Annotated in this window: 24 protein-coding genes and 1 pseudogene; 15 read left to right on the top strand and 10 right to left on the bottom strand. The window is 53.4% G+C overall.

The features are described from left to right. A pseudogene (locus BUB27_RS18485) lies at nt 1-257 on the bottom strand (hypothetical protein); the annotation flags it as partial. Between the two features lie 405 nt (nt 258-662). Between BUB27_RS18485 and BUB27_RS18990 the strand changes: the two are divergent. The 10 genes from BUB27_RS18990 to BUB27_RS18530 all read left to right on the top strand — a co-directional run bounded on the left by BUB27_RS18990 (nt 663) and on the right by BUB27_RS18530 (nt 5,979). After that, nucleotides 663-812 carry a hypothetical protein gene (locus BUB27_RS18990; RefSeq protein ID WP_159435080.1) on the top strand — a complete coding sequence of 50 codons (150 nt, stop codon included), beginning with the start codon at nt 663-665 and terminating at the stop codon, nt 810-812. Then, entirely contained in the window at nt 809-1,087 is a 279-nt protein-coding gene (locus tag BUB27_RS18490; RefSeq protein WP_143185379.1) for a hypothetical protein, read from the top strand. Before BUB27_RS18990 ends, BUB27_RS18490 begins: the two co-directional genes overlap by 4 nt. Continuing rightward, on the top strand, nt 1,081-1,431 hold the full coding sequence (gene tnpB, locus BUB27_RS18495) for an IS66 family insertion sequence element accessory protein TnpB (RefSeq protein WP_143185380.1): 351 nt from the start codon (nt 1,081-1,083) through the stop codon (nt 1,429-1,431). The genes BUB27_RS18490 and tnpB overlap by 7 nt, the downstream gene beginning before the upstream one ends. A 41-nt stretch (nt 1,432-1,472) precedes the next feature. Then, a complete protein-coding gene (locus BUB27_RS18500; protein ID WP_159435081.1) occupies nt 1,473-2,078 on the top strand; it encodes an IS66 family transposase in 606 nt (201 codons plus the stop codon). Between the two features lie 254 nt (nt 2,079-2,332). Further along, nucleotides 2,333-2,533, top strand: a complete 201-nt coding sequence (locus BUB27_RS18505) for a hypothetical protein (RefSeq protein ID WP_143185382.1) — start codon at nt 2,333-2,335, stop codon at nt 2,531-2,533. A gap of 577 nt (nt 2,534-3,110) precedes the next feature. Beyond that, nucleotides 3,111-3,545: a hypothetical protein gene (locus BUB27_RS18510; RefSeq protein WP_143185383.1), complete on the top strand. Its 435-nt coding sequence runs from the start codon at nt 3,111-3,113 to the stop codon at nt 3,543-3,545. A gap of 178 nt (nt 3,546-3,723) precedes the next feature. Then, on the top strand, nt 3,724-4,128 hold the full coding sequence (locus tag BUB27_RS18515; RefSeq protein ID WP_143185384.1) for a hypothetical protein: 405 nt from the start codon (nt 3,724-3,726) through the stop codon (nt 4,126-4,128). Between the two features lie 2 nt (nt 4,129-4,130). Then, complete coding sequence (locus BUB27_RS18520; protein ID WP_143185385.1) at nt 4,131-4,340, top strand: hypothetical protein; 210 nt, start codon at nt 4,131-4,133, stop codon at nt 4,338-4,340. A gap of 278 nt (nt 4,341-4,618) precedes the next feature. Beyond that, nucleotides 4,619-5,050, top strand: a complete 432-nt coding sequence (locus BUB27_RS18525; RefSeq protein ID WP_143185386.1) for a hypothetical protein — start codon at nt 4,619-4,621, stop codon at nt 5,048-5,050. A gap of 332 nt (nt 5,051-5,382) precedes the next feature. Then, nucleotides 5,383-5,979 carry a hypothetical protein gene (locus BUB27_RS18530; RefSeq protein WP_143185387.1) on the top strand — a complete coding sequence of 199 codons (597 nt, stop codon included), beginning with the start codon at nt 5,383-5,385 and terminating at the stop codon, nt 5,977-5,979. Between the two features lie 112 nt (nt 5,980-6,091). On the opposite strand, the gene BUB27_RS18535 is transcribed toward BUB27_RS18530, so the two are convergent. Next, nucleotides 6,092-6,970 (bottom strand): metallophosphoesterase family protein, encoded by an 879-nt coding sequence (locus BUB27_RS18535; protein WP_143185388.1) that lies wholly within the window; start codon nt 6,968-6,970, stop codon nt 6,092-6,094. A 358-nt stretch (nt 6,971-7,328) separates the two neighbouring features. On the opposite strand from BUB27_RS18535, the gene BUB27_RS18540 reads away from it, so the two are divergent. After that, on the top strand, nt 7,329-7,712 hold the full coding sequence (locus tag BUB27_RS18540; RefSeq protein WP_143185389.1) for a hypothetical protein: 384 nt from the start codon (nt 7,329-7,331) through the stop codon (nt 7,710-7,712). A 104-nt stretch (nt 7,713-7,816) separates the two neighbouring features. Here the strand turns inward: BUB27_RS18540 and BUB27_RS18545 are convergent, their stop codons facing one another. Next, nucleotides 7,817-8,212: a hypothetical protein gene (locus BUB27_RS18545; RefSeq protein ID WP_143185390.1), complete on the bottom strand. Its 396-nt coding sequence runs from the start codon at nt 8,210-8,212 to the stop codon at nt 7,817-7,819. Nucleotides 8,213-8,569: 357 nt separating this feature from the next. Between BUB27_RS18545 and BUB27_RS18550 the strand changes: the two genes are divergently transcribed. Together BUB27_RS18550 and BUB27_RS18555 are read left to right on the top strand one after the other, a co-directional pair. Beyond that, nucleotides 8,570-12,679 (top strand): DUF6288 domain-containing protein, encoded by a 4,110-nt coding sequence (locus tag BUB27_RS18550; RefSeq protein WP_143185391.1) that lies wholly within the window; start codon nt 8,570-8,572, stop codon nt 12,677-12,679. A 3-nt stretch (nt 12,680-12,682) separates the two neighbouring features. Further along, complete coding sequence (locus tag BUB27_RS18555) at nt 12,683-13,528, top strand: hypothetical protein (RefSeq protein WP_143185392.1); 846 nt, start codon at nt 12,683-12,685, stop codon at nt 13,526-13,528. An 8-nt stretch (nt 13,529-13,536) separates the two neighbouring features. On the opposite strand, the gene BUB27_RS18560 is transcribed toward BUB27_RS18555, so the two are convergent. The 4 genes from BUB27_RS18560 to BUB27_RS18575 form a co-directional block, all read right to left on the bottom strand. Further along, the gene (locus tag BUB27_RS18560; protein ID WP_143185393.1) at nt 13,537-14,064 is read right to left on the bottom strand and encodes an NADPH-dependent FMN reductase; all 528 of its coding nucleotides are present in this window, start codon (nt 14,062-14,064) and stop codon (nt 13,537-13,539) included. A gap of 9 nt (nt 14,065-14,073) precedes the next feature. Beyond that, entirely contained in the window at nt 14,074-14,460 is a 387-nt protein-coding gene (locus BUB27_RS18565) for a hypothetical protein (protein WP_143185394.1), read from the bottom strand. 70 nt (nt 14,461-14,530) lie between these two features. After that, nucleotides 14,531-15,166 carry a YceI family protein gene (locus BUB27_RS18570; protein ID WP_143185395.1) on the bottom strand — a complete coding sequence of 212 codons (636 nt, stop codon included), beginning with the start codon at nt 15,164-15,166 and terminating at the stop codon, nt 14,531-14,533. Nucleotides 15,167-15,206: 40 nt separating this feature from the next. Beyond that, nucleotides 15,207-15,920 (bottom strand): pirin family protein, encoded by a 714-nt coding sequence (locus BUB27_RS18575; RefSeq protein WP_143185396.1) that lies wholly within the window; start codon nt 15,918-15,920, stop codon nt 15,207-15,209. A gap of 108 nt (nt 15,921-16,028) precedes the next feature. Here BUB27_RS18575 and BUB27_RS18580 point away from each other — a divergent pair, with 108 nt between their 5' ends. Continuing rightward, the gene (locus BUB27_RS18580; protein ID WP_159435082.1) at nt 16,029-16,925 is read left to right on the top strand and encodes a LysR family transcriptional regulator; all 897 of its coding nucleotides are present in this window, start codon (nt 16,029-16,031) and stop codon (nt 16,923-16,925) included. 43 nt (nt 16,926-16,968) lie between these two features. Here the strand turns inward: BUB27_RS18580 and BUB27_RS18585 are convergent, their stop codons facing one another. Both BUB27_RS18585 and BUB27_RS18590 read right to left on the bottom strand, forming a co-directional pair. Continuing rightward, the gene (locus tag BUB27_RS18585; RefSeq protein WP_143185398.1) at nt 16,969-17,592 is read right to left on the bottom strand and encodes a PEP-CTERM sorting domain-containing protein; all 624 of its coding nucleotides are present in this window, start codon (nt 17,590-17,592) and stop codon (nt 16,969-16,971) included. Between the two features lie 46 nt (nt 17,593-17,638). Further along, nucleotides 17,639-18,286: a PEP-CTERM sorting domain-containing protein gene (locus tag BUB27_RS18590; RefSeq protein WP_200797162.1), complete on the bottom strand. Its 648-nt coding sequence runs from the start codon at nt 18,284-18,286 to the stop codon at nt 17,639-17,641. 249 nt (nt 18,287-18,535) lie between these two features. On the opposite strand from BUB27_RS18590, the gene BUB27_RS18595 reads away from it, so the two are divergent. After that, nucleotides 18,536-18,931, top strand: a complete 396-nt coding sequence (locus tag BUB27_RS18595; RefSeq protein WP_143185400.1) for a hypothetical protein — start codon at nt 18,536-18,538, stop codon at nt 18,929-18,931. 159 nt (nt 18,932-19,090) lie between these two features. Here BUB27_RS18595 and alaS read toward each other — a convergent pair whose 3' ends face one another. Continuing rightward, nucleotides 19,091-22,237 carry an alanine--tRNA ligase gene (alaS, locus tag BUB27_RS19135; protein WP_234991788.1) on the bottom strand — a complete coding sequence of 1,049 codons (3,147 nt, stop codon included), beginning with the start codon at nt 22,235-22,237 and terminating at the stop codon, nt 19,091-19,093. Nucleotides 22,238-22,335: the final 98 nt, after the last annotated feature.

The raw sequence follows: 22,335 nt of genomic DNA on the forward strand, positions 1-22,335 counted from the left end.
AGGGATTCCAGCAGCTTTTGCGCAGGAGGCTCGTCGCCGGGTACTACCGGGTATTCATCACGCTCGCGTTTGCGGTTCTGGACCCAGGTGGCGAAGGTCTGGTATTTGACGCCGTGAAGGGCGGCAAACTTCGTTCCTGACAGAGGGCTCTTTTCGAAGGTATCCAGCAGGGCCTCCCGATGTTTCTTGTCCAGACGAACCCGGCCGATGCAGTCGGTCTTAATGAGGGGATTTCCCGGCGAATTCGTAGACGTCATAGTTGTCATGCTATGACGTCTATGAAATCGACGTTACAACGGCGAAGCGCAAACCGAGGGTCGATGATTTAGCGCTTACGTTTCAGAGGATGATGAGTCATTGTTGAGTGATTTACTTTTATATCTAGAAAATTCACCAAATAGCTAAGGACGTTGCTAAGTAGCAAACACAAAAGCCACCCTGCGGAGTCACAGGCGAGTTCATGGGGTTAATGGTTGCAAACGCTTCCTGCATCCGCACCACACTCCACACCCCATAAGGCCTGTCATGCTGCGTGCAAACGCTGACATTCGCACAACGGGTGTAATAAGGGGCATCCTCCTTCACGTTGGTTCGTAAGCGCTCAATAGAGGGCCTTCCGATTTTGGTTCATCGTGTTGGCTTTCGTCATAAGTATCGTAGTCATGTCAGATACGACACTTACGACCGCTGATAAATTCGAACCGTTGAAAACCGGTTGCCTTGGCCGGGTGAAGCTCAAGCCTGAGCACCGTGAGGCCCTGCTGGATGCATTTGATTCCATGCCACCAAGTTTGCCGAAGCCCATGGGGTGAACTACCAGACCTTTGCCACCTGGTTGCAGAAGCGCAAACGTGAGCGAGGTGAATATCGGGACGCCGCAAAGGGCAACCCATCTCAAAAGCTCCTCGAATCCCTCGTCGAGCTTGAACTTCCCGGGCCTTCCGAAAATCCCCGACGAGAAGAGACTGGGGCCGGCAAGCTTTTTGCCGAACATCCTTCCGGGGTCAGGGTGCAGTTAACGGATCTTTCACAGGTGGAGCTGGCGGCTGCACTGTTCAACAAACTCGATGTCCGCCGGCCATGCTAAGCTTCAGCGGCAGCCTCAAGGTCTATCTGGCCACCGAACCCTGCGACATGCGCAAGAGCTTCAACGGACTCAGTGCCGTGGTCGCGCAGAAGCTCGGGGCCGACCCGGTGAGCGGGGCGGCCTTCCTCTTCACCAACAAGAAGAAAACGCTTATCAAGATCCTGTACTGGGACGGCTCTGGCCTCTGGGTCATGGCCAAGCGGCTGGAGAAGGGTACGTTCAGCTGGCCTAAACACACGGGAGGCAAAACCCGGATCAGACTGGAACCCACCGCCCTCGCCATGCTCACCGACGGGATCCAGCTGCGCGACGGCCACAAGCTGCCATGGTATGAAAAACCCTGATTTAGTTGAAAAACATCCGTCCCAAGGAACGTTGTTAGATCGTGACCGGGAACGAACAGGACAAGGACGAAATCATCGCGCAACTGCGCGAGGTGAACCGCCTGCTAAGGGAGAAGGTCGACTATCTGATTAGAGTCATCCACGGCAGCAGTAGCGAGAAGGTCGACGCCTCCCAGCTCGAACTTCTGCTCGACCCGGCGTCGGCAAAAAAGCAAGAAGCCGCCGATGGAAACGAAGAACCACCGGCGGCTGAAGACCTTTACACCCCCGCCTGCATGCGCAGACGCGCCCCGCGCAAGCCCCGCCTGCCCGCAGACATCCCTACCACAGAGACCGTGCTCATCCCGGATGAAGTGGAAGCCGAGCCGGATGCCTACCGGCAGGTAGGTGAAAAGCGCAGTGAGAAGCTCGATGTCATCCCGGCACGCTTCATCAGGAAGATAACCGTCCGCCCCCAGTACATCAGGAAGGGGAACCCTGTCCCGAAGTGGCTCATAGCCCCTTTGCCTCCTTGTTTGTTAGAAGGGAGCATCCTGACGCCTTCGCTGCTTGCCCACGTCCTGGCCGGGAAGTACTGCGACCACCTTCCCTTCCACAGGCAGGAACAGATCATGCTCCGGCGCCACGGCGTGCGCATCCCGTATTAAACGTATTAAAAGGACAGACAATTTACGAGCAGGACATATGCTTGCAGATAGAGCTGGTAAAGGTTTCGCTGGTGGATCACTTTTAGATGAGGTTCAAGCTAGCTGGATTGGGCGTAATCTTCCCTGGTTTGAGTAAAGTTGAAAGATACCAGCTATTAAGAGATGCAGCAGAAAGGGCTAAAAATGAAGGGCAGTCATTACGTAACCTTCTACCTCAGTTAAATCAGTAAATGTTATCCGAGAAGGACTGAATTATGAAGAAGCGAAAGTCATTAGATTCTGAAACATTTGCGATAATTGAAGCAGCTCTTAAAGAGTTCAAAGATCACGGTAGGGTATTAACTGTGACTTGTCCCCATTGTGGTTCGTTGGTTGAGGTGAAAGCAGCAGGTAGTGAGATATTTGAAATGAAGTGTGACTGTGGTTATTTCAATGATACTTTGAAAGGCATATAAACCCATTAATGAGACAGACAATTTAAGGATTAAGAGATCGAGATGAACTACTTGATTATATTATGGATGTTGCTGATGAAGCGCTTGGTGTAGCTAAAACCAAACTAGAGGCATCAAAAATTGATTATGACCTTAAGAAGGACCGTGCTTTTTTGAACGAGTTTCGAGATTTAGTACTGGGCTGATTTTTTCACAATTTGCTAGTCCATCCCCCCATTAAAAGGACAGCAAGACAAATTGAAACATTGAGTGTGAGGGCTACATTAGCTCATGAGTTTCATGGGCATGCTGCTAAGCGTGGCAGTATTAAAAGGACAGACAATTTACGAGCAGACAATTTACGAGCAGTAAGCTTCCCGGTCTCAGGAGGAAGTAGTCTGCAAGCTGCCGAGTTCCAAGTGTTTAAAAACGCACACGAAGTGCATCTAAAAAACAATCTTCTGCGAAGTGGTTTACCTGTTGATAGTAAACTTCTGGAATCTACCCGAGCAGGATACCAACGAGCTCTAGACGCAGCTCGTGAAGATGTTGATTTTTGGCTAGGGCTATAACAATGAGTTTAATACGGTATATTAAGGTGAGAAAGAGCTTAGGTAAAATTCGTAAGCTCTTACCGAGTCAAGTTGAGAAAGCATTCGCCGAGGCTAAAAGGATCTGGCAAGCAGGAGAGGGTGTATACAGTCGAGCAACTCCTTTTGATGGCACTGAACGAAATGATTATTTGGTGTTAAAGGAGTTTTTGGAATTAGATGAAGCTGAATCATTATTTCTATCTTTGCTGAAGGAGGAATCAGCAATTTTAACAGGATATGGTATTCTAGGACTATTTTTGGTTGAGAGCCCAAAAATGAGCGTAAATCTAGAAATACCATTGCCTGAACGGAAAATTAGATTCTTCCACGACCCCGAAGAGGAATTATCATTATCAGATTTTCATGATAAATTACTTAAAGAAAAGCGAATACATGAAGAGAATATTAGACGGTTCGAAAATAGCAAATCTCACCCCTAGCGAGCCTAATATTAACCAAGAAAAGCAATCATTTGTAGTATTAGTGAGACAGACAATTTAAGAGAATGGGAACGCAGGGCTTGGGGAGCGGAGTTTGAGTTCCAGAAATTTATGGGAGGTGATACTTTTGCTGATGACATGAGTTGAATACGTGATTTAGTTAATAAATTATATTAAAATGGAAGAGATTGGTGATAAAGTATTGTGTTTTATTGCGGAAATTATTGCATCTCATAGTCGTGATTATGATTCTTTTGACGAAAGGAATGCACTTTTACTTGGGTTATCCAATTACTTGAATGGAAGTGGGCTAGTAATCATTAACTCGGCGTCCAAGTGGTTTCAGCCAGTGTATGAACTCATACGAAGTAATAAGCTAGATGCAGGTTTCGCACTTGTTGATGGCTCGCTAGTATTGAGGAAGAGTGCTTACAGTAAAGAGCAACTGGCAAGACTATCATCTATGACCAATGAGGAGTACCCTCAAGTATTATTGTATTCTCCAACTGGTATAGGATTGTTTCTATTGAAACTTAGAAAAAAATGGCGAGAGGTAAAAGGAGTGTTAAATAGAAAATCTTAACCATGTCGATCCTAACAGGAAACAATCCGTCTTTGAGCGTACACCATTCTCCTGATCCGTCCGTGGACTTTGCAGGCTTCCCAGCCTTTCGCGGTATTTCCCATGAAGACTATCTCCCGGCCAACAGAAAAGGAAAAGGCGGACGCCTCGGCGAACGAATGAAATCCATCAATCTCTGGAGTCTACGCAAGTTGGCAGAGAACGGGGTATGAATTTTCTGTTAGTAAGAAACGATAAGGAGATCATGCAAAGCGGTACGCCACAACGCAACAGCTAGGAGAATCCTGTACGGACAGAGTGAGATTGAATCCAAGGTAGGGGCCTAAGGAAGAATAAATCCTAGCCTGGATCTATAAGAAGCCGTGCCAGCTGAAAACTAACGCGTCAGATGAGTAAAGTGACCATGAGAGATGAATTCGATTGCCATTTATCCGAATATTGTCTGTCCTTTTAAATATTTTGGCGTTGGTGCCGCGTATTACTTCGACGAATGAGTGAATCGGGATTAGAGAAGATTGAATGGCCGGTGTTGAGGTTCGGTTCCCCGAACTGCACCGTGATGAAATATGAGTCTGGTGACGCTTTGGCAAACGCCTCATCTAAGACTCTCGACGTCTGGAAACAGATGGCCGAATACTTCGTCATCGACTCCAAGGGCAATCGCTACAACTTGAACAATCCCGAGTTCGTTGATCCGCCGAAAGGCTTTGGAAAGCTCATGTCGGGATTGAGCGGATCCGCAAGGCCAGTTCGTTGGGAGTCCGAGGATGCTGGTGCGCTTTCGGCTGATCAAATCCGATCGTTGATCATGGCTAACTTCGACGAGTATGAAACTGTCTGGCAGGCATACGAACTTGATGAACTGAAGCAGCGTGTAGCGTCAGCAAAAGATGTTGCTGAGATCATGGAGGTGTTTGGTTAGTCCACGCGCTGAGGCTGTCGCCGAAACAACGGCCACCCAAGCCGTCCCAAAAAATAAAAGGACAGAGAATTTATGAATCGTGATTTATGAATCGTGAACGGCCGAAATACGGTCGTGCGCAGTAATTGAATATTTAATTGAATATTGTCTGTCCTTTTATTAAAGGATGCTCTGATTGCTGATCCTCTAGCTCCCACCACGTTCTTTGGGAGAAGGGCACGAGCGGCTGGCTTCCCCAACGGAACTCCAACCGGGCCGATTCGAACCTTCGAGGTTAACGCTTCTAATTTGAATAGATGATGGATGAATTGACGGCAAAAATTGGAAAGGCGTTGGCTGATAAACTTGATGGCTTCAAGTTCGTGAAGTCTCAATGGCACCTAATCCGCAAGACAGAAGTTGGCTCGCAATCCATCGTGATCGAGGTGCTACCGACATCTGACCCTGAAACCGCTAAGCTGGCAGCACACGGGCATGTCCGCATCGATGAGATCGAGGATGGCTACACACCCCACAATCCATATTTGACGCCGAAAGACGCAAAGGCACACCCAACGATCGTAGTGAACTGCGACCAACTTCTCAGCGACAAAAGTCTAGCAAACGGCTTTCGCGTTGATGAACAGAGCATCAATCAGTTCGTTGATGTCTATGCTAGGGCACTAGAAGGGGACGTGCTTCCGTGGCTCAACAAATACTCTGACGAAGGCAATCTGTTTGAGAATCTGAGTGGTGAAGATCCGAAATCATGGATCACTTCTGATCGCCTCATTCGCTACCCAGTTTTATTAGCGATGTTGGCTAAGAAGGAAAACTGGGCGCGATTTGAGCAAATCGGAGAGGAGTTCCTGAACTACTGCGATCAACCTCACGCTCAAGTTTACAAGCCTCTTGCAGCTTCGGTTATCGAAGGCCTGAAGGGGGTGTAAGCTTCCCTCGAACTGAGACATTTCAAAACTTGATGTTTTCTTTCACACTCTCACTGAAGTGGAAAGTTAGCCTGCTTCTGGCAGAATGCCGAAACAGCGTGCCCTCGTGCTGCTATCTCAGCCACTTCAGGTCCACTTGCTTGCCGTGCTGGGACTTGCCGGCGGCGACGGCATCCAGGGTGAGGCTCATGCCGTTCTTGTGCAGAGTGGTGTCCATCCAGCCGATCGGTTGTTTGTGGTCGAAGACATAGCCGATGGCGGGTAGATTGATCAGGTGGATGTCCTCATGCTTGCTGTAGCCGTAGCGATGTGAGTGGCCGAATACTATGGCTTTCACCTGATTGCGGGAGGCCAGCAGCTTGAAGAGTCTGTCGCTATCGAGCAAATCATAGTCACCGTCTCCGAGGGTGTGGTGGAGGACGAGAATTGTCGGGATCGTTGATTCCTGGTCTAAAAAGTTTTCCAGCCAGGTGCGTTGGTTCTTCCCTAACAACCCGGCGCCATCATTCACGTGAAAGAGGGAGTCCAAGATGATCAAGCGGCAGCCTCCGCCCTCGATCACCGTGACATGCTTCTTGGCAACATCCTGGGTGTGCTTGTCGTTCTTTACCTCGGGAAAGACCTCATAGAAATTGTTCCGATGATCATGGTTCCCTAAATTGATGAAGACCGGGAGCTTGTCGGACATTGGTTTGAGGAGTTCCTTGAACTTCCGGTAGTCGCCTACGGTTCCTTTCAAGCGCGCCACGTCCCCATTGATCACCGCGGCATCAGGCCCGGCCTGGATGACATGGGCCACCACTTTTTCAAAATTCGGGATCGGCTCATAACCATTCCACCCGTCTGGTGGATTCTCCGGGATGTGTGTGTCGGATAGCAGGGCCAGCCGGAACGGCTTCTCCTCACCTTCCGCTCCAAAGAGGTAGTGATTGGAAGCCATCATCACCCCTGCTGCGGTAGCAGAGCGAACTAGGAAATCTCTTCTATTCATGGGATCAGGTGATTGAGTGAAGTTGCAGGATCTAGGGTGCCAGACACTTTATTGTTGAGGGGGATCTTTGGCGGCTGTTTATTTTAACACGAATCGCACGAATTTTCACGAATGATTAGGAGTGTGTAGCTAGCAGGGACGAACTTTCAGGGTGAAGGTGGGGGCGTTTGCTGTGTTTTTATTGATGTGATAAGGACATTCTACATTAAGATGAAACGCATGAACGCTAGGAATCTTACATAGGAAGGTGTTGTGGAATCGAGGAAAGCTACTTGCCTGATAATTGCCGATCCGTTAGCTGTTCTATCTATTGATCGAAATCTTGGCGCACAGGGTAGAATTATAAATTAGCAGCCATATGAAATACTTCCTCATCATCCTAGTCCTTATTTTCACAGCCATCCATCACAGTGCGGCCTGTGATGATAACAAGCGTGATGAAATCGTGTTACATCTTCCAAAGGGGAAGAAGATGGTTTTGTTTATTGGTGAAGGATCCATAAAAACTTTCGGAGCTGCTCATGGAGAAGCCACTGATTTCAGGATCTATGTGAAAAATAATGAATTGCGTGTTCAGGATTTAAGGGTCGGAGGGTTCGCAGAGAGTAGAATCCCAAAGACAAGCTTTCATCTGAATTTTGGGGTTAAACTAGATCAACTGAAAGAGGGTCAGAAAAAGTTGATAGGGCATTTGGAGAGCCAAGGGAAAGTTGTCGGTAAACTATGGCTTAAGATTGAATGATCCTATGTCTGTTAGGATATGTCTGGGAGAGCCATTCTAATCATGTGAAAAACTAGATGTATCCATGTGTAGATTGCCGAGTGGAGATTCTTCAGCTGTCGGCCTCACTTGCCCTCTTGCTCGGTGCCGTTGATGGTGACTTTTCTGACCTCATCGATCACGACTTTGTCACCTTTTGTTAGGGTAGGGTATTTCTTGCCGTTGCATTGGAAGGCTATGCCCTTGTTGTCCTCAAGCTGTTTCAGTTCGATAGTGACATCTGCGGCCAGGGTGATGGTGGCGCGTCCTGAGGAATAGTCGGGTGTGCCGATTTTGGACTCGGTCTGTGCCTGGCTGGCGCCAGCGACGGCGAATTCGACGCCTAGGGCCTGTCCGGTGGCTATGCCGGTCTTGCTATTCACCTCGAAGGGGCCGACGGAGAAGTTGCGCGTTTCTTTTTCGCAGCCGACGAGGGCGAGCAGGAAGGCGAACAAGGCGATGAGTAGAGAGTGGTTTTTCATGGCAGGGGACAGATGGTGAGGGTGCATCATGCCCTGATAGCTAGATGGTTGCGAGACAATTGTGGCTCAGGGGGATGCGGGGATTTTTAGGTGGCTTGTTTTTTAGACACGAATCGCACGAATTCTTACGAATGATGGGCGAAGGTCGATGAGGGACTGAGTGGATGAATTCTGGTCTTGTTATTAGACCACTTAGGTGATGGTGCTCAGTTACTTGGGGTTAGGCTGGGCAGTGAGTGGGAGTATGACAGAGGAATCGTGTCTTGCTTGAAATAGAGGGGGAAGTGGAGCAGTATTTGTGAGGCTCTCTATTTGGCTCCGTCGGAGCCAGCACTGCGAAACTTACTCTTACTCACGATGTCCGACACACAGACAATTTCCTGCGCTTGCCCGAATTGCGGCAAGGTGTTCCAGCTGGATGCTAGCATGCTTGGCCGCAAAGGCCGCTGCGATAGCTGCCAGACGAAGTTTTTGATCGAGGAGTCCCCTCATCCACAGGTCCAGGCTCCGGCTCCAGTGCCACAGCTGGCTTCTGGCAAGTCCTCCGGAGGCTTGGGCTTAACGGTGGTGGCGCTGCTGATCGCAGGTGGAGCTGGTTACTACTTCATGAATCGCGATGCTCTGGCGCCGAGCGAGAGTAGCAGCGGGCCTGCAAAGACTGTCGAGGCGGTGCCTGCGGATCTGGTAGAGGGTTCTTCGGCGGAGAAGGTGGTCGATATGAAGGGGCAGACTGGCCCCGCCTTGCCGCCCTTAGAGAAAAGCTTTCCGGTGGTGAAGTCGTTCAAGGATCTGGATATCCGCCAGTATCTGAATACTTACCCGAATGTGCATATGGGCTGGATGCCGAGCAAGCCTGAGCAGGCCGATGAGGCCCGGGGTTGGGGGCATCATCTGGGGCCTCTCGGAGTGAGGGTGCGCCCTTACGTGCCGCAGCACCAGAACCGTCCGGCCTTTGCGGCGAATGTTCCGGATTGCTTGCGTGGTCAGGATGGCAGGTTGGCGCTGACGGCTGCGGAGGTGGTGACGATTGCTCCCGGCTCTCCGGCCGAAGGTCAGCTGCAGGAGGGGGATTTGATCATCGGGATCGAGGGGGAGATGCTGAAGTCTGGCAGCAAGTATCGCCCGGATTGGGAGTTCATGCACAAGGATGCCCGCGAGCTGCAGCTGATGCTGGGTGAGAAGTTAGACCAGGCCCAGGGTCGTGGTGATGTGCGCCTGACAGTCATGCGCTACCCGAATGAGGTGGAGACGGTATTTTCCGAGGAGATGAAGCAGGCCGATGGCAAGCGTGAGCTGGCGGCTACTCCAGTTAGTGAGGGGGATGAGATCCACCTGATCGTGGATAAGAAGGATCGCAATGACTACGATCATTTCAGCTGGCTGTCGCCAAGCTTGAGCGGACCAAGTGGTACGCTGGATCTGGCCGATGAGGCCAAGGTGCAGCCAGCGAGTGCGACTACCGGCTGGGGCAAGGTGACCCGCGGTGCCGACCTGACAGGGAAGGCGATTGCGGAGCCGTGCTTGTCCGTGCATGGGGATTCCAAGTTGGTCTTCAAGGTGCCGACTGGCTATGACAGTTTCCGTACAGGCATGCAGGCCACGCATGGCAGGGGGGACTTGAAGGCGGAGGTAAAGATCGTGAAGGCACGCCAGTCACTGCCTGTGGTGCGCACCCAGCTGTGGCAGGGTGCAGGCGGGAACCAATCGGTCGGGGCGCAGAATTTCTCCGTGGAGATCCAGGGCGAAGGGCTGCTGACTCTGGAGAGTTCCCAGTTTGATAACAATATCCATGGTGATGGCACCCGCTGGTGTGACCTGGTGATCGAGGGTGACTACGGAAAGAAGAGTTTGTTAGAAATGCCGTGGGAGACGATCAGCAGCGGCTATGGCAGGCCGTCGGTGGAGCTGGAGAAGCCGTTTACCTTCCAGGACAAGAGCTATCAGCAAGTCCTGGACCTGCATGCTCAGGGCGAGGTGAGCTGGCTCCTGCCTGCGGGTACCAAGCGCGTGAGTGGGGTTTTCATTCCGGCAAGTTATGGCAAGGTGCAGCCTAAAGTTCATTTGACCAATGATGCTCTCCCACTGACGGGGATTCATCAGCAGAAGGTGGTCGAGCTGCGTTTCCCTATTGGCAAGGCTGGCAGTTACAGCGCGACCTATCCACGGGACTGCAAGAAGACGAAGATCACTGCCGCTAGGCATGTCGAATGGCTGGCAGCCCAGCAGAGTGAGAACGGCACCTGGCCGCGACTCGCTGGCTATACCACGGAGGGCTGGGATACTTCTTGGTGCGGGCTGGCTCTGATGTCCAGCGGGGACGCCAAGTACGATGAGCAGGTGAAGAAGGCCGCCTACTGGGTTGCTTATGCCGGGGCTCCTAGTGAATGGACGGCAGAGCGCGCGATGCGCCTCATCTTCCTTTCCGAGTACTACCTGAGAACCAAGGATGAGAAGATCCTGGCTGGCGTGCAGGCTGCCTACTACCAGCTGATTGATGTCTGTAAGAATGACTACATGGCCGGTCACAAGGTCAATGGTTTTGGTTACGGCATCGCTGGTCAGCATTACGGCACCGGCCATCTGGCGCTGGGTGTCGCCCTGGCCGCGCGTACCCCGATCACCGTGGATCAGGAGCTGGTGGGGAATATCCTTCGCCATGCCGGCGAGGTCTGTGTGAACGGTACCTATGCCTATGGTCGTGGTCGCAGGATGCTGCGTGACGATTCACGCCGCCACGGTGGTGGTAATGCCATGGTGGGGCCTGGTATCCTTGGGGTACAGATCGGCGGTGGTCACCGGACTGCGGTGAAGGAAGCGGTAGAGCGCTGGGAAGCTTCCATCGGCGATGGGGACAACTCCCATGCCACCAGCTCGCTGGCTTATATTTTCGCCTCGCTGGCCATGGCGGCCGCGGATGAGGAGGTGTTCCTGAAGCACATGCAGAACTTCCGCTACAAGATGACTATCGATGACAACTGGGAGGGTGGCTTCCTGAAGTCGGCATTCCCACTCGATTTCCAGGGTGGTGAGGGCGTGACCTCACAGTGGATCCGCTCGGCTGGCAGCATCCTGGTGCTCAACGCGCTCAAGCACAACCTCGCCATCACTGGCAAGAAGGAGCTGATGGCGAAGGAGAAGTTAGATTCCGTGGCCGTGAGTGAATGGGGTGGTCAGGTACATTCCTACTACCTGCGCAATTGGTGTCTCGCCAATGAGCTGCTGGGCCGCAAGGCTCCATCCAAGCTGGCGAAGGGCATCGAGCGGCTGGCCAAACTGGAGCGCGACATCACTCTGGTTCCAGAGACCAAAGAACTGGTGACTCAGCTGGCACCGGAGCTGATCCGCAGCATCGCTGCTGACAAGTCACTGGATGCGATGCAGCGCGCCTACGCGATCGAGCTTCTCTGTGGCCTCAACTTCCAGGTCAGCACAGAGCTGAAAGGGGATAAGCAAGTGGTGGATCTCAATGTCTACTTGCCGCTGCAGCAGTTGAATTGGTTAGAGAAAGACAAGGAATCCTTCTTTGCGGCGAGCCCGTTTCATCTCACGGCGGATGTGATTATTCAGAGTGATAATCTAAGCAAGCCACTTGAGTTCAAGGTCAGTTCACTGGATGGATTTAACTTCGACATGGGAAGCAGGAAATTCAGTGCCTCTACAGGTCTCAAGAACGCCAGCAAGAAGGAATTCGATGGTGCTGCCTGGATTCGTTTCACCGTGGGAGATACTCAGATTACCTACAAGCGCCCGATGACTTTCAATACTCTGTTAGTCACCAAGAACGAGGTCAACTACCGCCGCATGAATCTGAAGCTGAAGACGGGGCCGCGCGCCTACTTCCAGAGTCAGCCGCTGGTGATTTCTGGCATTGCCTTTGACTGCATGTACCCGATCGAAACCACGCCGCCGGTGACTTCACCGATCGGCCAGTTGGTCAACGTGCATGAAGGGGATGAGGTGCTGGTGAATGTAGGCAGTGACAACATGATCTGCGGTACGGTCTATAGCCTCAGTTATGACAAGCCGAGCCAGGTGACGCACGTGCCTGCGGCTACCCGCACGATGGTGCGCGGTCAGGTGGCTGGTGATATGGCTGCCTGGGTCGATCATGACGAGAGCAGCGCCACCATCAAGATGGAAGACGGCAAGGCGGTGCTGGAGTACGACTTTGGCAAGCCTGTGGCGATCAATGGTCTGGATGTGAAAGACGCCAGAGCCTTTATCCGCGTCTGGTATCATGACGAATCTCAGTGGGTGCCCTTGGTGTGGGACAATTACAGCACGAACACCAATCATCACCCGGTCTTCCCGGAGACGAAGGCGCAGCGCTGGAGGCTCGAGTTCCAAGGCAGAGATTTGAAGCTCAAGACCCTGAGGTTCTATCACAATCCGCACACGCTGATGCCGAGGCAGCCTCTGGCCCAGTCCAAGGGTGCCAAGTACTTGCCTCCTATCCAGCCGGAGTAATCCATGATCTCACCCAGGCATTACGCAATCGCTGGCATTCTTTTGTTAGGAGTGCCGGCGTGTGACCGGGCGCAACCGACGACGGCGACAGAGACGGTAGAGGCCAAGGTCGATTTATTGCCTCTGGATGCCACGAGCCAGGAGCTTGCCAAGGGCTTTCCCTTGCTGCCGCTGGTGGAGAAGGCCCAGTGGGCGGAACTGGTCAGGCTGGAGCAGGCCTATGCTGAGGTAGAACCGCGTGATAAAAACGCGCTGGCTCCGCAGATCAATGGCATCATCTCTAAGCTGCGGGAGGCTTATCCATTCCAGGTGGATGGGGAGTCCATCCGGCTTGGTGAGATCACCTACTTCAAGTCCTCGGGTCGGATTGAAATGCCAGCCAAGGTCACTTACCCGAAGCTGGACCAGGAGGGAAACATCCACGAGCTGGAGGTCGTGCTCTGTACCGACAAGGGCCGGGTGCACGAGACCTTGCTCATGACGGAGGCACGTCCGCTGCATCTGGAGCTCCTGCTGCACCTGACCGGGAGCAAGAAACAGGCGAGCCGTTATCGGGTCGCCATCCTGCTGCCGGGCGAAGAAGCGATTCCGCTAGAGACTCTGCTCAAGACGACAACTGGGAAAGCGCTGCCTGATCCCTTGCTTTTCAAGTTCACCGGTAGCGCTTTTCAAGAGGGATACAGGCCGGACAGTACGGGAGATTTGGTCATCACTTGGCACGCGCATGATGCGGTCTTGCAGGCGGTGGATGAAGACATCGCCCAGGCGCGGACACGTTTACTCGTGACCCGCCATCCCTCGCTTGAAGAGGGAATGACGGTACACCTGGCGCTGATCCCTGAGGAGTAGCGATTGGCTTAGAGTGCTTCGCTGAGTGAGCTGAGAGCCTGCTTGTGCTGGGCCGCCAGTTCATCGTTCGTGATGCCGTCTTCGCCGAAGTGGTCATAGAAGGAAGGCAGTGAGAAGCTAGCCTTCAGGTCGGCACCCATGCGTGGGAATTTGCTCTCCGCTGCGGCGAGGACGAACTTGGCGCCACCGGGGCCGGGTGAGGTGGCCATGAGAAGCATCGGCTTGTCTGACCACAGCTTCATCTCGATACGGGAGGTCCAGTCGTAGAGGTTCTTGAAGGCGGCACTGTAGGAGCCGTTGTGCTCAGCGAGGGATACGATGATGGCGTCGTGCTCGCGGATGGCATCGAGGAACTTCTGGGCGTCGGTCGGAATGCCGTCTGCTTTTTCCAGGTCTTCAGAGAAGATGGGGAGATCGTAGCTGTTGAGGTCCAGCTCGGTGACCTCGGCATCCTCGATGAGGTTCGCGGTGTAGTTGGCCAGGGTGCGGTTGATGGAGGTGGATGAAGTGGATCCACCGAAGGCGAGAATTTTCATGGTATGACTTTAGTTGAGAAGCTTGGCGAATTTGTCTTTCGCGGCGATGAGTAGGAAGGCTCCGAGGACGGAGATGGCGATCACTGGAGGATCTAACAATCCGGAAGGAGAGCCAATGAAGATGTGGAAAGCGAGGATGTTCAGGATAATTGGTCCGAGTACGAGCAAGCCAAGGTTGCGCGTTTTCGGGATGGCGACGAGGACACCACCGAGGATTTCGCAGACTTTGACGAAGGCCATGAAGCCAGTCGGGCCGACGGCACCGAAGAAGAGGGCTGGAGGTGACCCTTCTGGTGGGCCTCCGCCCATCGGGATGAAGTTCAGGAAGAAATTGAGACCGAAGACGATGAAGGCTAGGCCGAGCAGGCCTCCGGCGATGGCGGTGATGGTTTTCATGGAAAAACGGGGTAGCTTGTTGGGTGGAGTGAGGACCGCCCGTTATGGACGGTCCTTTCCAAGTTAGATGTTAGTTTACCTCAGGTTTGGCTTTGAGGTCAAATTTGATCACGACTTCTTCACGGATCAGGTCATCCTGCTTGCCCGGGTACTTGATGTCGAAATCGAAGCGGTTGATGTCGAACTCAGCGGTGAGGTGGATCTGCTCCTCGGATTTCTCCACCGTGACTGGGAACTCGATGGACTTCTCCACACCGTGGAGCTTGAGGTTGCCAGAGAGTTGGTGGGTGCCCTTCTCGCTGGCTTCAGATTTTCTCACGCCAGTGGCAACGAAGGTAGTCTGCGGGTATTTCTCCACATCGAAGAAGTCGGCGGACTTGAGGTGGCCGGTAAGCTTCTCGGCATCTGACCAGGTGGAGTCCATGGTGATGACGACCTGGTGGCCGCTCTCAGCGAGTTGGTCTCCGTTCACGTGGAAGAAGCCGTTGAACTCCTTGAAGCCGCCTTCGTGGCTGCCAGTGACTTTGGAGCCGATGAAGGAAATGCTGGAATCCTCGGAGAAGACCCACTTCTGGCCGGTGACGTCGCCTACCGGGACGGCTTGGGCTTCGCCTGTTTTGGCGGAGGTGGTCTTGTCTGCCGGGTTATCGCAGGAAACGAGCGCGATGGACGCAATGCCTGTTAGTGTGATGAATGTAGCTTTCATATTGATGGTATGGTTGGGTGGTTTGTTTTTATGGATTGATTTAGTTGAGATCGAAAAGGAGGGCTTCGGTGTCGCTGATGGCACTCAGTTGGATGGTACCGGGGTCTTCGGTGCTGGCCGCGTCTCCGGGATGTAAGAGGGTGTCGTTGAATTTTAATTCCCCTTTGATGAGTTGGAGCCATGCGCCACGTCCCTCAGTGAGTTCATGTGGCACACTTTCTCCGGCTTTCAGCTGGACGCGGTAGATGAGGGCATCCTGATGGATGGTGGCGGAGTGCTCGCGGCCGTCCGGGGAAATCAGGAGTGTCTTGCGGGCATTTGCCTGTTCTTCATTGGGCTTCCACTCGGTGTAGCTCGGAGTGAGATTGCGCTCAGCTGGGGTGAGCCAGATCTGCAGCAGCTCGACTGGTTCCGAGGCGGAGTGGTTGAACTCCGAGTGAGTGATGCCTGAGCCTGCGGACATGAGCTGGATCTCTCCCGGGTGGAGGGTCTTGTGGTTGCCCATGCTGTCCTCGTGGGAGAGGGCTCCGCGAAGCACGTAGGAGAAGATCTCCATATTGTCGTGCGGGTGGGTCGGGAATCCTCCGCCGGGGGCGACAACGTCCTGGTTGATGACGCGCAGTGAGCGGAAGCCCATGTGTGCCGGATCGTAGTAGCGGGCGAAGGAGAAACTGTGATAGCTGTCCAGCCAGCCGTGGTTGGCATGGCCTCGCTCCTCGGAGCGGCGGACGGTGATATTCTGTTTCGTTGTCATGGCATCATGGTGCCAGAGCTTGGCGGTTTTGTCTCATGTTCAGAGTGATGTCATGCTATGCCTGATAGGCATGCTTGAATCTAGGTGATAGGTATGCTAAAGGGAGGTATGGATCTAAGAAAGCTGAGGTACTTTCTGGAGGTGGCGGATGCGGGGAGCATAACCGCGGCAGCAGAGCGCTTGCGAATGACCCAGCCCGCGCTCAGCCGTCAAGTGCGTGCCTTTGAGGATGAAATGGGCTGGCCCCTGCTCGACAGGGGCGCCAAGTCGATCCAGCTGACTAAGCAGGGTAAGGTCGTGCTACGCGAGGGGAAAGCGATTCTGACCGCGGTGGAGGGCGGTGTGGAGCGTATGAGGCGTGAGATCGAGGGAGGGGTAATCCGGATTGGTTACGCGCCCAGCCTGGGAGGAGAGATTCTCAAGAATGCGATGGGCTGCTTCGTGCAGCGCCACAGCGGGGTGAAGCTCGAGCTGCATGACGAAACCACTGAGGAGATGCGCCGCAAGGTACTGAGTGGCGAGCTGGACCTGATGATCGGTGTCCGTGCTCACAAGGCGGACATGGAGTGGGTAGACCTCGATAGCAAGAAGCTGGTGCTCGCCGTGCCGCAAGGTCATGCCTTGGCGGACAAGAGTCGCATCAGGCCAAGCGATCTAGAGGGTGTAAGATTGCTACTACTTTCCCGCCATGACTATCCCGAGTACTGGAGCCAGGTGATTCATTTTTTCAAAGACCAGGGCGTGAATGCCAAGGTGGCCGGTGAGTTTGATGGGATTGAGAGCTTGGGCGTGGCTCTGCGGGCTGGAGTGGGGGTGGCCTTGGTGGCTGAGAGAGCCTCTGTGGGTGAGGGCGTGCGCTTGATTCACATGCAGCCTGAGCCTGATCCAGTGAGTGTGGCTGTCGGTTGGCGAGCGGATCGGGCACTGGATGCGATGACCTCGGCCTTTGTCGAGGAGCTCAGCCTGAATGCCCAGAATGCGAAAAGCCCCGGCCAGACGCGCTGACCGGGGCATACCCTAATAATCCATTAAGTAATGGAAATCTGGTTTAGCGACGGCGTCGTAGGATGAAGCCGAGTCCGGCCAGCCCGACCAGAGCTGTGCTGGATGGTTCCGGGATGGCAGTGAAGGTGACCGAGTCCACGCCGAAATTCGCGCCGCCACCGGAGGTGCCACTGGACTGTAATTGCACGCCCAAGGTTTTTCCAACGTCTCCAGCCTGCACGATGTAGGTCGTCGTGGAATCGGAAGTGACGCTAGGAGCTGTGGCTGTGCCCGATGAAAAGCTGAGGTTGCCAGTTTCCGTTCCCACGGTGGAGCCGTCCAGAGTCAGTTGGAGGCGGACATTGGCGAAGTTGTTCGGGCCAGTACGGTAGTGGAGTACGGTAGCCGATGCTTCCTGGCCAATCATCCCGGAAGTGATGACCAGAGTGCTGGAAATGATGACGCCATTTCCTGTGCCTGTGCTTGCTGGGATGCCGAAGTTGGCTGCGCCATCGTTCAGTCCGTCTCCGTTATCTCCATCATTGGTGATCCTGCTGGAGGACCAGTTACCAAATGTGGATACCGCAGAGATATCTGAGCTGAAATCTACGATGGTGGTGGCTGCACATAATGAAGATGCTGTGGCTGCCGCTATCAATGAGGTGAGCAGAGTTACTTTGAGTTTCATAGCTGGTTATTTTAGTGAGGTGTTGCGGGACACAGGAAAGTGGCTTCTAGCGGCGGCGACGCAGGATGAAGCCGAGTCCAGCCAGTCCGAAGAGGGCTGAGGTGGTGGGCTCAGGAACCGCTGTCACCACGGATACATTGTCCCAGGCCACCACGGCGGTGGAGACATTCCGGCTACTTTGCAGGTTTACCCAGAGGTCTTTGCCGGCATCAGATGCAGTGGCCACATAAGTCAGCTCTAGCTCGGACCAGCTGCCGGAGGTGGTACCGGTGCCTGTGGCGTTGCCGCCTAGCTTGTCAGCAGGGTTGTAGCCTGTAGGTGCGGTAGTGGATAAATAGGCCGCACTGATATTGTAGGAGCTGCCGGCTCCTGCGCGCCAGACGGTGAAGGTGTATTCTTCACCCTCGGCCATAGTGCCTACATTGTAGGAGAAGATGGCCGAGCGTCCTCCATTGAGGAAGAAGCCGGTGTCATCCATGGTTTGCACGGTCACACCGCCGCTGCTGTCGGCGTCAGGGCGAAGACCTATAGAGGCGTGGTCACCTGTGTCAGGTGCGTCTAGGTAGGTCCAGCCAGTCGGTGTGTCGCCAGCCGAACCAGAGGAGTTGAAGTCGTCCAGGAAGAGGGTCGCTGCGCTAAGAGAGGGCGCGGCTAGCCCCATGAGGAGTAGTGATAGTGTTTGTTTTGCTGTCATGCGAAGGGTTGTTTGATTTGTAGTACAGGTAGAATTAGTGAGTTGCCAACCTGTAGTAAAGGTAAAAGTGGAATTATTTGTCATACAGATGATTTGGGTTCTGTCGCTTTGCCGTGGACGAGCTTTTCAAGGGAACCAGAATAGTGATGCTGTAACTATGTAACTATAAATGGTCTGCAAAAACTTATTTGAGTAAAAAGAGTAAAAAGAACTTGAATCTAGCTGTGAGCTTTGTTAGATGGATACGCTATGAAAGTAGAAAGTGTGTTGTTTTTCACTCTACCCTTCGCACTGCTGCTAAGCCAATGTGCCGAGCCAGTCTCGAGTGCAGACACGGCCGCAGAGAAGGGGATGAAAAAGGCCACGCACGACGCATACGCACCACTAACACTTCGTCAGGAAGGATCCTCAGTCAAGGTGGTGAACGGAGCAAAGACAGTGTCCACATGCACTTCTAAACTCCCCAATGTAGAAAAATTTAAATTCGTGAAAAACAAGAGTCAGGTAGTCGTGAAATCCCGTGGAAACCACGGACCTGCTGTCGTGGAGCTCTTCGATTCACTAAGCGGTGTACGCCGGGCTCGAGTGATGGCGTATGAAATCAGTAATGGACAACCAGACTGGGCTGTAGGAATGGCCGATTAGAAAAATTTGTTGTGAGGAATAACTGGAGTTAAATCCGGTGTTTGTGTGTTGCGCCCCGTCGGTGGAGACCGACGGGGTGTTTACTTTCCGGGCAGAGCCAAAAAGAAAAGCCCGCACACGGTTAAGTGAGCGGGCGGGTTGAATTGTTGGAAGATCTCGTTAGGCGAGGGCGGCATTGGCTGCCGCGAGAAGTTCCTGGGCCTTGTCTCGCTGAGGAGCGGCGCCGCGTGCCTGGTCTGGCTTGCCGCCGCCCTTGCCGCCAGCTAGAGGAGCAAGGTCCTTGATGAGGTTGCCTGCCTTGTGGCCAGCTGCCTGACCATCTGCGCCTGCAAAGGCGCCGAGGTGGAGGCGCTCGCCGTCATCGACGATGAGGAAGGCTGCCTGAGTGAATTGCTTCTTCTTGAGGCCATTGAGTAGCTCCTGCAGGAGATTGGCTGGACCTTCGAAGGTGGAGACGATGTTGCCACCCTGTTCTAGCAGGGAAACGAGTGCTTCGTCAGCCATGGAGGCGGCAGCAGCGGCCTGAGCCTTCTTGAGGGACTTGTCAGCCTCTACCGTGGCGTTCTTGAGTGACTCCACGTGCTTGATGTAGTGCTGGAAGGTGCTGTTGATATCCTCAAAGTCACCCTCTACCAGCAGGGCGCCCATGATGTGCGGGAACTCGCCATGGTGCACAGGTTCGGCACCAGCTTCCTGCAGCTTGGCGTTCACTTCATTGAGCTTGTGGCGAAGTTCTTTCTCTTCGTGGTCGTGCTTCTCGACTTCCTCGCGGATGTAGTTCCAGGCGGAATCTCCGCAGACCGCTTCGATTCGGCGGACGCCGGAGGCGATAGCGCCCTCGGACTTGATCTTGAAGATGCCGATTTCAGCGACATCGGAAACGTGGGTGCCGCCACAGAGCTCCATGGCGTAGCCGTCGAGTCCAAGGTCATGGCCACCGATCTGGACGACGCGGACGAGCTCGCCGTACTTGTCGCCGAAGAACTGCATGATGTCGCTGCGGTCTTTCACGTCGACGTGCGGGACTTCAACGTAGTGAACTGGAGCGCCTTCCTTGATCTTGCTGTTGACCAGGTTTTCGATCTGGGAAATCTGCTCATTGCTGAGTGCGCCGGAGGTGAAGTCGAAGCGCAGGCGGTCGGTGCCCACGAGAGAGCCCTGCTGCGTGGCGTCTGTGGAGACGACTTCGTGCAGTGCCCAGTGGAGCAGGTGGGTGGCGCTGTGGTGAGCCTCGATCGGGCGGCGGCGTGAGCTATCGACTGTGAGGGCGATGGCCTTGCCGATGACGATCTGGTCTTCTTTTACCTGAGCTTTGTCGATGACGTGGGCCACGGCGGAGCCGATCTTCTGGACGGCTGTCACTGGGATGGCCTCGTCTGAGTCGATGATGGTGAGGACACCTGTGTCGCCAAGCTGGCCACCCATCTCCACATAGAAAGGAGTGCGGTCGGTAATGACGAGTAGCTTGTCCTCGTCTTCGTGGACTTCACGGATCTCAGCCTGAGAGGAGTCTTCGTCGTAGCCGGTGAATTCGGTTTCGACTTCGGAAGTGATGTCGAGCGCACGGACGATGGTCTTCTTCTGATTCTGACGGCCGCGTTCCCTCTCCTCATCCATAAGTTCATAGTAACGATCAATGTCTAAAACTAATCCGTGCTCTTCACATAGGAGACGGGTTAAGCCGATTGGAAAGCCGTAAGTTTGGTGAAGTTCAAAGCCACATTCACCAGTAACAGTATTTACCAACCTAGAGATAGAGTTCTGCCATCCTACGAGAGTACTCTGGTTAATGTCTTTGGAGTAATTGCATAAGGTTGTGCTGACATCCAAATATTCCTGAACAGTTGTGGCGAATTTATTAATTGGCCTGAACAGAGCTTGTTCTGTAGGGGATGTAAATTTCTCGTATGAGAGTTGTAGATTAAAGACGGCATTATTTAAATGACCTGCTATATCTTTAATTTCATTGATGACCTCGTTAGGAAGGGTGTCCATATTCCACGGGTCAAGAGCTATTAGCTTCTTTATGCTCTCGTTAGCAGTGCCGATATGTTTTCTTCTTTCGACAGCGTATTCTACAAAAAGATTCTCTCCATTGTCTAACGTCTGGTTGCAACTATCTTCTTCAGAACGGAGGATGGTTTTAATTTTTTCAGACTGCTGTTGCAGTTCAGGGAAAACGTGACTCATCTGGTCTGCTAGTGTATCTACAAGGTCTGCTAAGAAAGTTTTTTCTGCGGAGAAACCAAGTCTACGTCCATATCTGATACAACGTCGTAATATACCTCTTAGTACACTATTTCTTCCATTTTTTCCCGGCAGGATGCCATCGGCGATGGAGAAGGAAAGGGTGCGGATGTGGTCGGCAATCACACGGAAGGCGACGGCTTCCTTCATCTCGGCGGAGAGGGTGGACTTGTCTGTCTCTACAGACTCTGGGTAGATGTCCTGATAGGTCTTGCCGGAGAGTTCTTCGATCTTCTTGAAGAGGGTGGTGAAGACGTCGGTGGCGTAGTTGGTTGGCTTCTTGGAGAAGTCGGTAAACCCTTGGGTTCCCTGATAGATGGAGCAAGCGCGCTCAAAGCCCATGCCGGTATCGATGTGCTTGGCAGGGAGGTCGCGGAAGGAGCCGTCGGCCTCTGCATTGTACTGGATGAAAACGAGGTTCCAGATCTCGATGCAGAGATCGGAGTCTTTATTGACGAGTTCTCCGTTGGTGTCGCCGTTCGGGGTGAGGTCTACGTGGAGCTCGGAGCACGGACCGCATGGGCCAGTGTCACCCATCATCCAGAAGTTGTCCTTCACGTCGCCATTGACGATGTGTTTTTTGGGGTCGAGGCCCTTGGCTTCGAAAAGTTTGGCCCAGAGATCGTAGGCTTCCTGGTCGAATGCGGATGGGTCGCCTTCACCCGGCATATAGACGGTGGCGTAGAGGCGCTCAGGTGGGAATCCCCAGCGCTCGACGATGAGTTCCCAGGACCATTGGATGGCTTCAGCTTTGAAGTAATCACCGAAGGACCAGTTGCCGAGCATCTCGAACATGGTGTGGTGGTAGGTATCGTAGCCTACATCGTCCAGGTCGTTGTGCTTGCCGCCGGCGCGGATGCACTTCTGGGTGTCAGCAGCGCGGGGCGGGCTGTAGGGGGCCTTCTCGGTGCCAAGGAAGTAGGGGACGAACTGGTTCATGCCCGCGTTGGTGAAGAGAAGTCCGGGTGACTGTGGAAGGAGGGAAGCGGAAGGCACGATGGTGTGCTGCTTCTCCTTAAAGAAGTCAAAGAAGGATTGGCGGATTTCGTTGGCGGTCATGGTGACGGTGAATCGTTAAATGAAAATGGTGAATGGGTGGCTAGCGCGTCTGGGGGCGCTGGTCAGTGATTGTGAAAGGGCTTAACAGCGGAAACGGG

Origin of the sequence: Rubritalea squalenifaciens DSM 18772 (assembly GCF_900141815.1) — a bacterium.
GTDB classification, from domain to species: domain Bacteria; phylum Verrucomicrobiota; class Verrucomicrobiia; order Verrucomicrobiales; family Akkermansiaceae; genus Rubritalea; species Rubritalea squalenifaciens.